11 protein-coding genes and 2 pseudogenes are annotated in these 12,018 nt (G+C 67.6%); 5 read left to right on the forward strand and 8 right to left on the reverse strand.

Annotated features, from left to right (window positions below):
- Positions 1-10 precede the first annotated feature (10 nt).
- Positions 11-967, forward strand: coding sequence for a LysR family transcriptional regulator (locus G205_RS08175; protein WP_009357577.1), 957 nt, complete (start codon positions 11-13; stop codon positions 965-967).
- A gap of 136 nt (positions 968-1,103) precedes the next feature.
- On the opposite strand, the gene G205_RS08180 is transcribed toward G205_RS08175, so the two are convergent.
- The 8 genes and pseudogenes from G205_RS08180 to G205_RS08215 form a co-directional block, all read right to left on the reverse strand.
- Positions 1,104-1,880: an SDR family NAD(P)-dependent oxidoreductase gene (locus G205_RS08180; RefSeq protein ID WP_009357578.1), complete on the reverse strand. Its 777-nt coding sequence runs from the start codon at positions 1,878-1,880 to the stop codon at positions 1,104-1,106.
- Position 1,881: 1 nt separating this feature from the next.
- Positions 1,882-2,880: a fumarylacetoacetate hydrolase family protein gene (locus G205_RS08185; RefSeq protein ID WP_009357579.1), complete on the reverse strand. Its 999-nt coding sequence runs from the start codon at positions 2,878-2,880 to the stop codon at positions 1,882-1,884.
- 12 nt (positions 2,881-2,892) lie between these two features.
- Complete coding sequence (locus G205_RS08190) at positions 2,893-3,969, reverse strand: amidohydrolase family protein (protein ID WP_009357580.1); 1,077 nt, start codon at positions 3,967-3,969, stop codon at positions 2,893-2,895.
- Positions 3,966-5,090, reverse strand: a complete 1,125-nt coding sequence (locus tag G205_RS08195) for an FAD-dependent oxidoreductase (protein WP_009357581.1) — start codon at positions 5,088-5,090, stop codon at positions 3,966-3,968. Before G205_RS08195 ends, G205_RS08190 begins: the two co-directional genes overlap by 4 nt.
- Positions 5,091-5,150: 60 nt before the next feature.
- Positions 5,151-6,188: a cyclase family protein gene (locus G205_RS08200; protein WP_009357582.1), complete on the reverse strand. Its 1,038-nt coding sequence runs from the start codon at positions 6,186-6,188 to the stop codon at positions 5,151-5,153.
- Entirely contained in the window at positions 6,185-7,147 is a 963-nt protein-coding gene (locus tag G205_RS08205) for a fumarylacetoacetate hydrolase family protein (protein ID WP_009357583.1), read from the reverse strand. Before G205_RS08205 ends, G205_RS08200 begins: the two co-directional genes overlap by 4 nt.
- 7 nt (positions 7,148-7,154) lie before the next feature.
- A pseudogene (locus tag G205_RS08210) lies at positions 7,155-8,173 on the reverse strand (VOC family protein).
- Positions 8,174-8,421: 248 nt separating this feature from the next.
- The gene (locus tag G205_RS08215) at positions 8,422-9,603 is read right to left on the reverse strand and encodes an ABC transporter substrate-binding protein (RefSeq protein WP_009357585.1); all 1,182 of its coding nucleotides are present in this window, start codon (positions 9,601-9,603) and stop codon (positions 8,422-8,424) included.
- 209 nt (positions 9,604-9,812) lie between these two features.
- Here G205_RS08215 and G205_RS08220 point away from each other — a divergent pair, with 209 nt between their 5' ends.
- The 4 genes and pseudogenes from G205_RS08220 (at position 9,813) to G205_RS08235 (ending at position 11,673) form a co-directional block, all read left to right on the forward strand.
- Positions 9,813-10,355 (forward strand): TetR/AcrR family transcriptional regulator, encoded by a 543-nt coding sequence (locus G205_RS08220; RefSeq protein WP_035752467.1) that lies wholly within the window; start codon positions 9,813-9,815, stop codon positions 10,353-10,355.
- 4 nt (positions 10,356-10,359) lie between these two features.
- On the forward strand, positions 10,360-10,704 hold the full coding sequence (locus G205_RS08225; protein ID WP_009357587.1) for a DMT family transporter: 345 nt from the start codon (positions 10,360-10,362) through the stop codon (positions 10,702-10,704).
- Positions 10,701-11,030 carry a DMT family transporter gene (locus tag G205_RS08230; protein ID WP_009357588.1) on the forward strand — a complete coding sequence of 110 codons (330 nt, stop codon included), beginning with the start codon at positions 10,701-10,703 and terminating at the stop codon, positions 11,028-11,030. Before G205_RS08225 ends, G205_RS08230 begins: the two co-directional genes overlap by 4 nt.
- A 59-nt stretch (positions 11,031-11,089) precedes the next feature.
- Positions 11,090-11,673: pseudogene (locus G205_RS08235) on the forward strand (TetR/AcrR family transcriptional regulator).
- Positions 11,674-12,018 lie beyond the last annotated feature (345 nt).

Genomic DNA, 12,018 nt, shown 5'->3' on the forward strand with positions numbered 1-12,018 from the left:
ACCTGAGGGTATGAAGAACCTGGACCTGAACCTGCTGCCCCAGTTGCAGGTCCTGCTGGAGTTGCGCAACGTCTCCCGGGCAGCGGAGCGGCTGCAGCTCAGCCAGCCGGCCACCAGTGCGGCGATGGCAAGGCTTCGGCGCCACTTCGACGACGAACTGCTGGTCCGGAACGGCCGCACCTATGACCTCACGCCCTTTGCGCAGTCACTGGTCCCGCTGGTGGATGAGGCCATGCTCCACATCCAGCGAGCCACCAGGGTCCGGTCCGGCTTCGATCCCGCCACCAGCGAGCGGGAATTCGTGATCGCCGCGTCGGACTATGCCGCGGCCCTGATTGTGGGTCCACTGCGGGGCATCCTGCGCCAGGAAGCCCCGAACGTGTCAGTGGATTTCGTCCCCACCGCCGCGTCCGGGATCCAGGGCCAGATGGCCGACTACTCAAAGATCGACCTGCTCGTGGGGCCCATCGGATACCACATGCAGGGTGCCAGCAAACAGGTCTTCCGCGACAGCTTCGTGGCCATCGCGGACGCCGGCAACCCCCTGCTCAAGCAGCCGCAGCTGACCCTGGCGGACCTCGCCACCATGCCGCACGCCGTCGGTTATTTCGGCGAGGGCATCAGCACCCCGGCTGACAAGCTGTTCGAGTCCCGGGGCGTCCAGCGCCGGGTGGCGGCCGTGGTGGCCGGTTTCCTGTCCCTGCCGCTCTTGGTGGAAGGCACGGACCTCGTGGCCATGGTCCCGCGGATGCTGGCGGCACGGGCCCAGCGCGGCGCGGAGATCACCGTCCTGGAATTTTCGGAAGACGTTGAGGCTTCCCTGGTGGAGGCCATTTACTGGCACCCGTCCCAGGCGGAGGACCCCGCGAATGTCTGGCCCCGCTCGGTAGTCCAGCGTTCCTGCTCACGGCTCCACGAACTTTTCCCCGTCACGGCCCACCCTGTAACTATCAACGCGGCGGATTAGCAGGTAGGCCGGACCGGCACGGCCGGCGGCCAGGGCAGGGCCGCCGCGCTCGCCTCCGCGGCGGCAGGCGCCGTCGTGTGATGGGCTGCGACATGGATGACGACGGCTCCTAGTTGGGGTGCGGGGGAGGGAATGGTCAGCGCAGGGCGTCGGAGATTGACTTGGCTCCGCCATGCCCGGCCTGACCGCCGTCCACGGGTAATTCCGCGCCGGTCACGTAGGAGGACAGGGGACTGAGGAGGAAGAGCACGACGGCGGCCACCTCTTCCACGCTGCCGGTGCGGCCCAGCGGGGTTTCGGCCAGGGTGGCCTGCCGGAACTCCGGTTTGGCTCCCTGCGTCATGGGGGTCTCGATGAAGCCGGGATGGACGGTGTTCACCCGGATTCCGCGCCGGCCAAGCTCCATGGCCGCCACCTGTGAGAGCCCGCGGAGCGCCCACTTGCTGGCCGTGTACGCCACCGGATAGTGGGCGGTGAGGCCCGCGACGGAGCCCACGTTCACGATCGATGCCCCGCCTGCCATCAAGGGTGCCAGGGTTTGGATGCCCAGCAGTGCTCCGGCGACGTTGACGTCGTATACCTTGTGCAGGTCCGTCGCCGAGGCGTCCAGCAGGCGGCTGCGCTGGGTGATGCCGGCGTTGTTCACCAGGCCGTCCACGGCCCAGCCCTGGGACCGGATCCAGTCCCCGAGCCCGGACCATCCGGCGGCGTCCGCAACGTCCAGCTGGCGGTAGAGCAGGGAACCCTCCGGTGACGGGGATGCACCCGCGAGTCCGGCGGGCATGCCGGCCGGCAGGTCTGTGGCGATGACGCGTACCCCGGCCTCCGCCAGCATCCGCGCCTCGGCCGCACCCTGGCCCTGCCCGGCGCCCGTCACCACCACCGTCCGTCCGGCGAGCTGCAGGGACAGCACCCTAGGACCCGGCCGAAGCCGGCTGGACGGTCCGGTTGCGCGGCCGGGGCCGGGCTGCCACCCGGGTCACGGCCTCGCGCCGGCTGCCCACCGTGTTTTCGATGGTGCCGATGCCTTCAACGGTCATCCGCACCACGTCCCCGGTGGTGAGCGGCGGGGGAGTCTGGGACCCGTTCCGGCCCCAGAGTTCTGCCAGGCAGCCGCTGCCGCAGGTGCCGGACCCGAGCACGTCGCCGGGCTTCACCACGGAGTCCTGGGAGGCGTAGGCGACCAGTTCGGCGAACGGCCAGCCCATGTTGGAGAGCAGGTCCTGGCCGATCTGCTCTCCGTTGACCTGCACGGACATGGAGATGGGCAGGAAGCCTTCGGCGTCGTGCCGGTCCTCGAACTCGTCGGCGGTGACAATCCAGGGCCCGAGCGCGTTGGCGAAGTCCTTGCCCTTGCACGGTCCCAGGCTGACCTTCATCTCGCGGCGCTGCAGGTCCCGGGCGGACCAGTCGTTGAGGATGGTGTAGCCGAAGATGTGCCGGTGCGCGTCCGCTGCGGACAGGTTGCGCCCGTCGCTGCCCGGCACGCGGCCGACGACGGCGGCGACTTCGGTTTCGAAGTCCAGGTCCGTGCAGCCTGCCGGGATGCCGATCACCTCACCGGTGCCGGTGACGGTGTGCGGGTTGGTGAAGTAGAACGTGGGGGCCTCGTACCATTCCGGGACCACGCCGGCGGCGCCGTCGATGCTTTTCCGGACGCCCTCCACGTGCTCTTCGAAGGCAACGAAGTCCCTGATGGTGGCGGGAACCAAGGGTGCCAGGAGGGTCACCCCGGCCAGCGGCACCGGCGGCGCAGAGCCCACGGTCTCATCCGCCAGCCTCAGGGCCTCGGCCAGCCCGGCCTCGAGGAGCGTGTTGACCGTGTGCTCCGGCGGCAGGGCGTAGCAGTTGCCGCCCTCCACGAACCCGGACTGCGTCCCGCCGTCGTCATTCCAGCGTGCGATCTTGACCATGCGTCGTCTTCCTTAGGCGGTGGGTCGGGCGGTGAGGGCGGCGGCCGCGGCGATGCCCAGCGTGCGGGCGTTGCCGCCCAGGACCTGTGCCTCGTCGTCGGACGCCAGTCCGGCTTCGCGCACCTCCGTGACGGGGCTGTCGGAGCCCATGTCGAAGGGGTAGTCGGAGCCCAGCAGTACTTGTTCGGGACCGGCGGCAGCCACCAGGGCGCGGAGCTCTTCCGGGCTGTGCACCAGGGAGTCGAAATACAGCCGCTTCAGATAGGACGACGGCGGCTCGGCGCACCCGCGTGCCTCGGGCCGCACCTTCCAGGCGTGGTCCGAGCGGCCCAGCTTGGTGGGCAGGTAGCCGCCGCCATGGGCTGCCAGGACTTTCAGGCCGGGGTGCCGGTCCAGGACGCCGCTGAAGATCAGGTGGGACAGCGCCACCGCGTTTTCGGCGGGTTGGGACACCGTGTTGGCCAGGTAGAACCGGTCCAGCCGTTCATCCAGCGAGCAGCCGAAGGGGTGCAGGAACACCAGCGCGCCCAACTCTTCGGCCCGGGCCCAGAACGGCTCGAGCCGCTGGTCCGAGAGCTCGACCGTGCTACGGTCCGGATCGTCCGGAGTGGCGGCGAACGAGCCGATTTCCACGCCCAGCAGCCCGCATTCCAGCACCGCATGGTCCAGCGCTTGAATCATCAGTTCCGGATGCTGCAGGGGCACCAGGCCCAGGCCATGGAGCCGGTCCGGAGCCCGGTCCACATACTCCCGGACTGCCTGGTTGGCGCGGCGTGCCAGCTCCAGCGACAAATCCCTGCCGGCAAAGTAGTAGAAGTGCGACGGCGACGGCGAGACCAGCTGCACGTCCACCCCTTGGGCGTCCATGTCCTGCAGCCGGCGGTCCAGGTCTGTCAGCTGTGGCCAGCGTTCCTTGATCATCTTCCCGGAGGCGGCCATGGACGCAGGGCCGTTGCGCCGCACCTCCAGCTCCTGGTGCGTGGCGAACCCGGCCGGGTCCTGCTCGGCGACCAGCTGCTGCAGGGCCGGGAGCAGGACGTGCGCGTGGACGTCGACCGTGGGATGGGTTTCGGCGGGGCGGGCGCTCATGCCGGGTTCTTCAGCATCGAGGACAGCGAGTGCATCAGCCCGGGAACGTCGGCGTCGCGTACGCCATCGAGCATCCATTGGCCCAGCTGCACGGAGGCGTTGACTACCGTCCGGGCGCGGTCCAGGCGGCGGTCGGTGAATTCCTTCCACAATGTCTCGGTCAGTTCGTCATGGCTGGTGAGCAGCTCGGCCAGCACGGCGGCGTCCTCGAGGGCCATGGCAGCGCCCTGGGCAACGGTGGGCGGGCAGCTGTGTGCGGCGTCGCCGATGATGACCGTCCGGCCGCGGTTCCAGGGCCCCTCCACGATGTGGGTGGTGAACTTGGTGTAGTTGATCCGTGCTGTCTGGTCCAGGTTTTCGCGGATTTCCTTCCACGGGCCGCCGTAGGCTGCGGCGAGCTCGGCCATGATGCGGGGGCCGTCCTCGTGCTTGCGTTCCTGGGCCTTCTCCACCAGGTAGGCGTAGATGGTGTCCGGGCCCGTGGGGCAGTACCCGGCAATGAAGCAGGGGCCGCCGTAGGTGAGGTCCGTGCGGACCACTTCCTCGGGCCGGGGCACGAACGCCCGCCAGATGCCCATGCCGGTGGTGACGGGTTCGACGTCGATGCCGATGGCCTTGCGGACGGCGGAGTGCAGTCCGTCGGCGCCGATCAGGAGGTCGTATGTGGCAGAGCCGCCGTCGCCGGTGCTCACGGTGACGCTGCCGCCGTCGTCCTTGATCCCGGTGACCGACTTGCCGTAGGTGATGGTTGCCCCCGCCTGGAGGGCGCGTTCGCGGAGGATCGCGGTGAGCTCGGGGCGGTACATGCCCATGGTGGCCGGAAGGTCCTCGCCGCCGGTGCGGATGTCCTCCAGCACCGCCAGGACGGTGCCGTCGGGGTCCGGGGCGCGCAGGCCCAGCGTGCTGAAGCCGAAGCCCTTTTCCTCCACCTTGTCCCAGACGCCGAGCTGCTTGAGGATCCGCAGGGCATTGCCCTGCAGGGTGATGCCGGACCCGAGGGTCTGCGGTTCGGTGGCTTTTTCGAGGACTTCCACCGTGATGCCGGCGTCGGCCAGGAAGATGGCGGCGGTCAGTCCCGCGGCTCCCGCTCCGACGATTCCGACGTTCTGTACTGCTGCCATCGTTGACTCCTTTGTATGGACGGCGTTACTGCTGATTATTGTGCTGACGGTGGCCGGAGGCTACCGCAGCGCGATGGGGTTCACGGGGGAGCCTACGGCGCCGGTGATGGGCAGCGGGGCTGCGGTGAGCAGGAAGTCGTACCTGCGGTCTGCGGCGCAGGCTTCCGCCAGCGCGTCCGGGTCCCACATCTCGCCAAGGAACAGCCCCAGGTTGGGAATGGCGATCTGGTGCAGGGGCTGGAAGGCGGCGTCGAATTCGTTGGGCCGGACCTCGAAGCCCCAGGTATCGGTGGCGATGCCCGCGATCTCCGAGGAGTGCAGCCATGGGGCGGTGCTGAAGGACAGGCCGGGGGCGGACCCGCCGGCGTAGTCGCCCCAGCCGTCGCGGCGCGCCCTGGTGTACTGTCCGGTGCGGATCACCACGATGTCCCCGCGCCGGACCTGCGAGCTGGGTCCCTGCAGTGCGATGGTGCGCTCCAGGTGTTCAACGGTAATGGCGAAGCCGTCCGGAAGTTCGCCGTCAGTCCGGCCGAGGTCCGGGCCCAGGGCGCGTCCGACGTCGAGCAGGACGCCGCGGGTGACGATCTTGGCGGCGGCGGTTTCGATGCCGGTGACCAGGTCGCCTTCAGAGGTGACCACGTCGCCCGCGGCGCGGCCGTTCCAGGCCTTGCCGCGGTCGAAGATGTGGCCCAGGCCGTCCCACTGGGTGGAGCACTGCAGGGGCATCGCGATGACGTCGTCCGCGCCGCCGAACCCGTGCGGGAAGCCCTGGTTGCCGCGTTCGGCGTCCACACCCGTGTCCGTCATGGTGTGCACGGGGTTGGTCCGGCGCCGCCAGCCTTTTTGCGGGCCGTTGGTGTCGAACGGCTGGGACAGCGAGAACGCCTCGCCGGTTTTGACCAGTCCGGCGGCCTCGATGCGTTTGCCGGCGTCGATGAAGTTCAGTGTGCCCAGCACGTCGTCCTCGCCCCAGCGGCCCCAGTTGTTGTACTTGTAGGCGGCAGCGGTGATGCTGGCCAGTGCGTCGTCACGCCGGATCACCGGGGAATCGTTGGATTCCCCGGTGCCGGTGTTTACAGCTGTGTCCTGGCTGGTCACTGCTTGCTGCCTTCAGTTGCGGCTTCGTCCCTGCAGTGGATGAGCTGGGTGCCCAGGCCGGTGATGGTGCCTTCCATGACGTCGCCGTCCTTCAGGAGCCGGCCCCAGTGCTGGCCGTTGCCGGCGGGACTGCCGGTGAGCACCAGGTCGCCGGGGCGCAGCGGCATGATCTGGGAGGCTTCGCTGACCAGCTTGGCCACGCCGAAGATCATGTCCTGGGTGGATTCGTCCTGCATGGCCTTGCCGTTGAGTTTGAGCGTGACCTGAACGTTCTGCGGGTCGCCGAAGAACTTGGCAGGGACCAGCAGCGGGCCGGTGGGCAGGAAACCGGGGGCGTTCTTGGCGCGGTACCAGTCGGAGCCGATGGCGGGCATGTCCTTGCGGAAGACGTATTCGCGGGTGGTGATGTCGTTGACCATGGTGTAGCCAAAGACGTGCTCCAGGGCCTGTTCGGGGGTGACCCGGAAGGCTTCCTTGCCGATGACCGCTGCGAGCTCCAGTTCCCAGTCGTGGGTCTTGGAGTAGGAGGGCAGGGTGAGGTCGTCCGTGGCGGAAGCGATCGCCGTCGGCAGCCCGATGAAGAAGTACGGCGTGCCCTGGCCGGCGCGCTTGTCCATCATGGCGGCAGTTTTGGCGCGGACTTCCTCCTCGTCCTCGCCGGGTTCGCGGTGTGCGGCGGCGAGGTCGATGACGTGCTTGCGGTAGTTGGCGCCGGTCTGCAGGACCTGGGCCGGTTCCACCGGGGCCAGGATGTCGACGGCGGCAAGCGGCAGGCCGGTGTCCTCACCGGCGGAGGCGGCCAGGGCGTCCAGCCGGCCCTCGGTGGTGTCCCAGTGCTGGATCAGGGAGTTGATGTCCCCGTCCAGCGGCAGGACGCGGTCCTTGACCAGCAGCCCGGCCCGGGCCTTGCTGTCGCCCGGCTCCTGGAACCGGACCAGGGCGTAGGTGGTGTCGGTCATGGTGCCCTTAGCCCCGGCCCTGCTTGGCGTACGGGTTCAGCAGCGCTTCCTTCATTTCCGGGGAGGCACCTTCCTCGGTGGCGGTGAAGCCTCGGCCGGCGGGAAGGATTCGGTCATGGAGTGCGGCATGGCGCCGTTCTTGTAGAAGTTGTTGGAACCGAGCGAGGGCTTCCAGGTGTTGGGCGCCCAGTCCGGGACGTAGTTGCGGTAGCCGCCGGAGTTCAGTTCCACGCGCAGGCCGGACGGCTCGCGGAAGTACAGGAAGTTCTGCTCGCCCACACCGTGGATGGAGGGGCCGTATTCCATCGGGGTGCCGTTCTCCATCATGACGTCCGCGGTGCGGAGCAGGTCCTCGTGGGTATCCACCCAGAAGGCGATGTGGTTCACGCGGCCGGCACGGCTCGAGGTGTCCAGGACGACGCCGAGGTCGTGGGACTTCTCGTTGGTGGTGAGGACGGAGAACACGGTGATGGGTGCTTCGTCCAGCTCGACGAAGGCCATGACGCGGAAGCCGAGGGCCTCGCTGTACCACTTGGCGAAACCGCGCACGTCCTGGGTGGCCACGGTGACGTGGTCCAGGAAGCGGGGGGCGGCTGCGTGGCTGCTGCGCTTCTCCGGGCGGTCCGGGTAGGTGGACTTGAACCCGGGCTCGGCAACGAACTTTTCAACGTCGAAGAACAGGCGCATGTGGTGGCCGTAGGGACCGGTGAACTCGTAGGCCTTGCCGTAGCCGTGGCCGCCGGCAGTCCAGGTGCCCTGCACGCCGCTGGCTTCGATCCGCTGTGCTGCTGCCTCGAGGGCGGCCTGCGAGCTGGTGCGCCATGCCATCCGGCCCAGGCTGGCTTCCTCGCCGTGCGTGACCACCAGGCTGTAGCGGTAGTAGTCGCCCCAGCAGCGCAGGTAGACCTTGCCGTCCACCCGGTCAATGATGCGCATGCCGAACTTTTCCTCGTAGAACTTGGCTGAGGCCTCTACGTCGGGTGTGGTGATCTCGAGGTGGGCGAGATGGGAGAGGGGAGTTTCCACGCTGAATTCCTATTCCTTCTGGATACTGGCTGCCGTGCAGGTTCCTGCAGGTCCTGTAACTACTGTGAGGCAGCTCATGTATTCGGGGAAGGCGAGGTTTTTGATAGCAAGTATCCATGGCGCTGATACCAGAAGTCCCTGCCGCCCAACCCTCTCCCACCTGGTGCGCATAAAGCAGTGACGCTCTCTCACCGTCCGTTGGAAAGTGAAAGAGCGTCACCAAAATCAGTGCAGGAAGTGGGAGGGTGTCACTCCTTGCCGAGGCCTGCCGCGGAAGTCTTCCCGTCCGTCACCTCGTTGAGCGCGGCGAGGTCGAAGATGCCGCTGATGTCAGCCTGCTTGGTGGTCCCTGCAGTGACGCCGTCGGCCAGGAGCTTCTGGTAGGTTCCGGCCAGCGGGTCCACGGTGAACACGATGTTCTTCAGCGAGCGGTCGATCACGTCCGCCTTCAGCTCCGCGCCGGCGGCCTCCTTGAGGGCGGCGTTGATGACCCTGGCCTTTTCGCCGTCGGACGCGCCGTTCAGCCAATCCACCGACTTCGCGTGGCCCTTGAGGAGGGCCTTCACGGTGTCCGGGTGCTCGGCCGCAAACTTCTGGTTCACGATGAGGATGGTGGTGGGGAACTCGCCGGGCTTGCCGGAGAGGGAGCCGTCCCAGAGGTCCTTTTCGTCGACGAGCACCTTCGCTCCGGCGGTCAGTACGAGGCGTGACGCCCACGGCTCGGGCAGCCATGCGCCGTCGAGTCTTCCGTCCTGGAACAGCTTGAGCGTCTGCGCGTTTTCGGTCGGGTTGATGGCCACGTCGCCGCTGCCGTCCACGTTGGTCTTGTATCCCTGGGCGGAGAGCCAGGCCCGGAGGGCCACGTCCTGCGTGCCGCCGAGCTGCGGCGAGGCGAGCGTCTTGCCCCTGAGGTCCGCCGCGGAGCTGATCTCCGGCTTGACCACAAGCTGGGCGCCGCCGGCAGCAGCGCCGGCGATAATGTGGACCGACTCGCCCTGGCTCTTGACGAAGGAGTTGATGGCCGGGTTGGGGCCGATGTAGGTGGCGTCGATGGCGCCGGCGTTCAGCGCCTCGATGGCGGCGGGCCCTGCGTTGAACACCTGGGTGCTGAGTTCGGTGTCCCCGAGCTCCCGCGCGATGTGGCCCTGGCTCACGCCCACCAGTGCCGGAGCGTGGGTGACGTTGCCGAAGTAGCCGAGCTTGAGTTCGGCCGCGGGGTTTCCGGCTGGAGCGGCTTCGGCGGCCGGAGCAGTCGCGGAGTTGGTGCTGTTGACGGCGGAGGCGACGGCGGCGCCACCACCAACGAGGGCGAGGACTGCTGCCGCGATACCGATCTTGAGGCCGAGGGGGCGCTTGGGTTCTGCCTGGCCGGCGACGATGCGGGTGGAGTTTCCCGCATTCTGCGGGTTCTTCTCTGTTGGTTCTGACATGGAATTCCTTTGCTGGGTCTGATGCGTTGAGAGTACGGAGCGCCCAGCGGCCCCACAATCGTTCCTGTAGCAGGCGTTCACGGGACGACGCGGACGCTCAATGCGGCGTAGCGGAGCGTCAAGAAACGTCGTGCTTCGTCTTTTTGGGACGGTCTGCAGAAGGCGGGAATGGCGCTCAAACTTTACCGTCCGGATGGTAAAGTTTGAGGGTGAGAGAGAGTCAGCGGCCCCAAATCCTTGAAGCGGGCCTGCGCGTGGCGGCGCGCAACCAAGGTGCCGCCATCACCCTGGATGCAGTGGCTTCGGAGGCGGGGGTCACCAAGCCCGGGCTGATGTACCACTTTCCAAGCCGGGATGCCTTGATGGTCGCCCTGGTTGAGTACGCCGCCTGCCAGCTGGAGCGCAGGATGGCGGCGCTTCTGGGCGGCAGCGACGGAACGGTGGAGGAACGGTACCGGTCCTATGTCCAGGCAGCGGCTGACGGGCAGAACATGCGTGCGGAGTGGGCCTTGTGGTTCCACTCCTCATGCCGGGCCGAGCTGCAGGAAGCCTGGTCCCGGCACCTCGACCGCTGGCTCCTGATCCCGGAGGGGATGCCACCTGCACGTCGGGCGAGGCTTCTGACTGCCCGGCTGGCGGCGGACGGACTGTGGGCGGCCCAGGCCAGCGGCGTGGGTGCCCCCGGCAAGGCTGACGCGGCGGCAATCGTGGCCCACATCCTCGGCCTGATCGGCGAAGGGGGAGCGGAGTGAAGCGGTGGCTCTACCTCGCGGAGCCGTCGTCGCGGAAGTCAGTGCCACCCTGGCCCTGAAGGCAGCCCTGGAAACGCCGGGCTGGTACGTCCTGGTGGTCGCCGGCTATGCCGCCGCCTTCTTCCTGCTGACCGTCTGCCTGCGCCTGGGAATGAGCATCAGCGTTGCCTACGGCGCCTGGGGCGCCGGTGGTGTCACCGCCACTGCACTGTTGTCGGCCGCGATCTTCGACGAGCCCCTGACCTGGCTGATGGGCTGTGGCATCGCGCTGATCCTGGCGGGAGTCATCACCGTGGAAGCCGGATCGCAGAAAGCCCACCGTGAAAGCCGTACGGAGGAACAGGCATGACCTGGTTCTTCCTCGGCCTGGCAATTCTTACGGAAGTTGCGGCAACCATGTCCCTGCGCGCCTCGGAGGGCCTGAAAAAGAAGGCGTGGCTGGTTCCCATCGTGTCCGGCTATGTGGCCGCTTTTGGGTTCCTGAGCCTGGCGCTTGACCATGGAATGCCCCTTGGCGTTGGATACGGCATCTGGGTGGCCTGCGGCGTGGCGCTGACAGCGGTGGCCAGCCGCGTCCTGTTCAAGGAACCGCTGACGCCAACCATGGCCGTCGGGATCCTGCTCATTTCCGCCGGAGTGCTGGTCGTCGAAATCGGTGCCGGCCAGGCCCACTAGGAGAGCCCCCGCCCGGCGCCCGGGATGCACCGCCTGGTGTTTCCCCATATTCTGGCCGGGTGGACACAAGCACCGTGAACTCCGGCGAACAGGTCGACCGGCAGGCCCGCATCCTCGAGGCGGCGCTGGACCTCCTGTCGCGCCACGGCATCTCGGGTGTGAGCATGCGTGCCGTGGCCCGTGAAGCCGGGGTGGCGCTGGGGCTCGTGAACTACTACTTCGAGGACAAGACGAGCCTGATCCGCGCTGCGCTGCACCGGATCGACGAACGCGACCTGAGGCTGGTGGCACCCGACCCCGCGTCACCGCCGGACGAACAGCTCCGGAAAGCCCTCCGGCGGGTCGCCGACCCGCAGTTCCTCACCACCCAGCACCTGTCCCTGCGCCTTCACCTGTGGGCACTCGCCCAAGCCCATGAGGACTTCGCGCACATCAACGCGGCAGCCTTTGACCGCTATCTCAAGGGGCTCGCTGCCCTGCTGGCGAATGCCCGGCCCGAGCTGTCCGCCGACGTATGCCTGGAGCGGGCGGCGGACATCGTCGTCGTGCAGAACGGCATGTGGCTGACAGCCCTCCTGGGCGTGGACGAAGCTCGATCCAGCGGAGCATCGCCCGGACTGAAGAAATCGCCTTCGCAGCCTAGTCTCCGGTTGCAGGAATAGGGCGGGCTGACCAGTTTCCGCCGCCCTTGGGCGCGCCCGAATCTCCTTCCGCGCCCGCGTCACATTTGAGCCAGGAGCGGTACAACCTGCCCGAAAGGTGTCTCGAAAGACGCGGAAATCCGCGGTATCCAAGCCTGCCCGCGTTACGCCCTTGTAAATTTTGAACGTTTGTCCAGCAGACCTATTGAACACTCGTTCAAACTGGATTATTGTCCTTGGATATGACCTGCACCACACAACGGGAGCCCTTCTTTCCTGGAGGGCTTCACCGGCGAAGCTCCTCCGCCACAGCCTGACCACTGACCCATTCCCTGGACGGCCACCCC

It is taken from the genome of Arthrobacter nitrophenolicus, from assembly GCF_000332815.1.
In the GTDB taxonomy this organism is placed as follows: domain Bacteria; phylum Actinomycetota; class Actinomycetes; order Actinomycetales; family Micrococcaceae; genus Arthrobacter; species Arthrobacter nitrophenolicus.

What these genes read in the sequence shown, in the direction of transcription:
- G205_RS08175 (WP_009357577.1), top strand. Translation starts at nt 11, where the DNA reads ATGAAGAACCTGGACCTGAACCTGCTGCCCCAGTTGCAGGTCCTGCTG.
- G205_RS08185 (WP_009357579.1), bottom strand. Translation starts at nt 2,880, where the DNA reads ATGGTCAAGATCGCACGCTGGAATGACGACGGCGGGACGCAGTCCGGG.
- G205_RS08190 (WP_009357580.1), bottom strand. Translation starts at nt 3,969, where the DNA reads ATGAGCGCCCGCCCCGCCGAAACCCATCCCACGGTCGACGTCCACGCG.
- G205_RS08195 (WP_009357581.1), bottom strand. Translation starts at nt 5,090, where the DNA reads ATGGCAGCAGTACAGAACGTCGGAATCGTCGGAGCGGGAGCCGCGGGA.
- G205_RS08205 (WP_009357583.1), bottom strand. Translation starts at nt 7,147, where the DNA reads ATGACCGACACCACCTACGCCCTGGTCCGGTTCCAGGAGCCGGGCGAC.
- G205_RS08215 (WP_009357585.1), bottom strand. Translation starts at nt 9,603, where the DNA reads ATGTCAGAACCAACAGAGAAGAACCCGCAGAATGCGGGAAACTCCACC.
- G205_RS08230 (WP_009357588.1), top strand. Translation starts at nt 10,701, where the DNA reads ATGACCTGGTTCTTCCTCGGCCTGGCAATTCTTACGGAAGTTGCGGCA.